Raw genomic sequence first — 2,723 nt, 5'->3', positions numbered from 1 at the left:
CCTTCACCAAGCGGTCCTGAAGCGTCCGATTGGCGCGCTCGACACGACCTTTCGCCTGGCTCGAATTTGCGCAAAGAATCTCGATGTTTAGCTCTGAAAGCGCACGGCCGAACTGCGTCATGCCCTGGCCGCCCTTGGCATCCTTCTTGGTCACCCGGAACACCGAATGCTTGTCGGAATAAAAGGCAACGGGAGCACCATGGTCCTTCAAATAGAGTTCCAGTGCCGCAAAATAGCTGAAGGCGCTTTCCGAGCGCACAAAGCGCAACTGCATCAGCTTGCCCGTCGCATCGTCGATGAACCGTCGAGCTCCGCAAGCTTCTCCGCCGCCAGTGTCGGACCAAAGTCCGCATAGCGCTCTAGCACGATCGCCATGGCATAATCGCGCACGCCGTCACAAATCCGATTGTTCGATGGGCGGCCGATCGCCTTGTGTCGGATCGAGCCCGCGCCGCTCGTCTTCATCCGTTCCAGSAGCCGGCGCACCTGGCGCGGGCTCAGCGCCAGAACATGYGCTGCCGAAACGATCGTCGTCCGGCCGGCAACAACCTTCGACAAAACTTCGATCCGTTGCAGATCGCGCTCGCTCATCGCAATCAGTCCCATCCGCAATCTCCCGCGTCGTCAAAACGCGGGCAGAGTGACATTCTTACTTTGCAGAATCAGGACATTTTAACTTTGCGGTTGTGAGTTATCGTCGAAGCGCGACTTTGCAGCGGCTCAGGTTAGCCTGACCTGCTCGGGGCCGTCATCATCTTTTGGCGGAACACTTCAGACGGCGTCTTGAAGCCGAGGCATTTACGCGGCGTGGTATTGAGGCGGTCGCAAATGCCCTTCAGGTCGCTGTCGTTGACCGACAGCGGATCGAGGTCCCGCGGCAGCCATTTGCGAGCCCTGCGGTTGGTGTTTTCAACCGAACCTTTCTGCCACGGCGACTGCGGGTCGCAAAACCAGGTTTGCACGCCGAGCCCGGCCTGGAGATACGGCCAGTCGGTGAATTCGGTGCCGCGATCAAAGGTGATCGAACGGCGTGCGGCATGGGGAAGGGCGCTCAAGGTCTCGATCAGCCGGTCCATGATCGGCTTCGATTGCCGGTCGTTGTTGCGCAGGAACACCGCAAAGCGGCTGACCCGTTCAACCAATGATGTGACGTTGGCCTTGCCGAACTTCTTGCGGAATTGGATCAGGTCGCATTCCCAGTGACCAAGCTGCTTTCGCTCTCTGACGATGTCGGGGCGGTGCAGAATGCTGAGTTCTGGGCCGAATCTTCGGCCATGACGGCGCCGGGCATGGCGTGGCCGGCGGCGCGCCCGACGCTCGGGCAGATAATGCCACAGCTTCATCTCCTGGCCCTCGCTCGAATAGGCAAAGCGGTAGATCGTCTCGTGACAGACCCGCGTCGAACTTCTCTCGAACTGCAGTCGGCCAGCGATCTGCTCTGGCGACCAGCCATGCTTGATCCGCTCGATGATGGCCGATCGCAGGCGCGGAAACCGCACCAGCTTGCGATATCGGCTGCGGCGCTCTTTGGCCATACTGTCGGCCGTGACACAGAAATAGCCGGTCAGATCCGCCATCTCCGCGTCCTCGAAGATGTTCCGGCGCAACTCGCGGAAAATCGTCGAACGATGCCGGCCGAGCTTCTCGGCGATCACATCGACACTGACCCCAGCCTGACGCCAGCGGGCGATCTTGCGCCGCTCATCGAGATCAATCTGCGAGTAGGTGCGTTTCATCTGCGCTTCCTTGCTTACGATAACCCATTGGTATCGCTGCAAAGTCGCACTTCAAGGTAGAACCCACCCCGCTACATCAAATGTGGCGGCTAGGTTGGAATGTCCGCCCGGGCGCAAAGTAGAAATGTCACTTTCTGCCATGGCGCACGACAATCCGCCCCGATCTGACCGGCTGGTCCGGGTTGCAAGGGCAGATCGGGGCGGGTGAGAGACACCCATCGGCTTTAGCTTTCTCAGTTTCAATTATTGCGTTCCTGGTAGATGTTGCAGGCAGCTGAATGTGCAGGGGCAGGATCTCGCGGTGCTTCCGGAAATCAAGCTGATGGGTGATGTCGATGTAGCCGCGCTGTCGCCGCTGCTTCGCGGCATGACCAAGACTGTTTCCTACGCAGAGACCCAGGGAGGCATCGGCCTGACCGCGTCGGGGGCAATGAACCGCAAGTTCGTCCACTGGGCCGCTGTTCACTTCGATTGGCCCGGCTACACGTCGGACGACTTATACAGCATCAACAAGGTTCTCAACGAAGCCGATATGCCGCCGCTTTTGGTCGTCCGTGACATGGTCAAGTACTTGCGGCTTCTGCGGCGGCGAAAGGACGTACTGGTACCAACCCAACGCGGCCGAGACTTTCTGGCGAGACCGCAGGCCTTCTTCGATCTGATCGCGACGGATTATCTTTATGCTTATATCCATTACGGGCAGACGCAGGAGGCCGTCCGTAATCGGATGCGTTGGTGGCACGTCTTTCTCAATCTTATCAATATGAAAGCAGAAACGGGCTGTTCGTTGGACGACCTGGCGAACGAGCTATATCCGAGCGAATCGTACCCGGAGCCAGCAGAAATGACTGTCGAAACCTGGGCGGAAAGGTCGGCGCTCCGCTACGATATCATTCGACCGCTGTGCTGGCTGGGATTGCTGCACGAAGATCGCGAGGGGCTGACGATTTGGCAGGATGGAACCTACCACAAGACACCGTTGTGGCC

At 58.9% G+C, this 2,723-nt stretch carries 2 protein-coding genes and 1 pseudogene; 1 reads left to right on the top strand and 2 read right to left on the bottom strand.

Annotated elements, in window-relative coordinates; genetic code table 11:
* Together AC1DUU_RS28660 and AC1DUU_RS28655 are read right to left on the bottom strand one after the other, a co-directional pair.
* Positions 1–606: pseudogene (locus AC1DUU_RS28660) on the bottom strand (helix-turn-helix domain-containing protein); the annotation flags it as partial.
* Positions 607–725: 119 nt separating this feature from the next.
* A complete protein-coding gene (locus AC1DUU_RS28655) occupies positions 726–1,736 on the bottom strand; it encodes an IS30 family transposase (RefSeq protein WP_476786720.1) in 1,011 nt (336 codons plus the stop codon).
* Positions 1,737–2,037: 301 nt separating this feature from the next.
* On the opposite strand from AC1DUU_RS28655, the gene AC1DUU_RS28650 reads away from it, so the two are divergent.
* Positions 2,038–2,723, top strand: a 686-nt coding sequence (locus AC1DUU_RS28650; RefSeq protein WP_476786719.1) for a hypothetical protein, incomplete at its 3' end; no start/stop codon positions are given.

It is taken from the genome of Aminobacter sp. P4_H6_2 (assembly GCF_056400805.1).
Note: the sequence above shows the minus strand (reverse complement) of the source record. Positions and strands in the feature narration are given on the sequence as shown.

Excerpts from the sequence above, each read along its gene's own strand:
- AC1DUU_RS28655 (WP_476786720.1), bottom strand. The coding sequence starts at position 1,736 with ATGAAACGCACCTACTCGCAGATTGATCTCGATGAGCGGCGCAAGATC.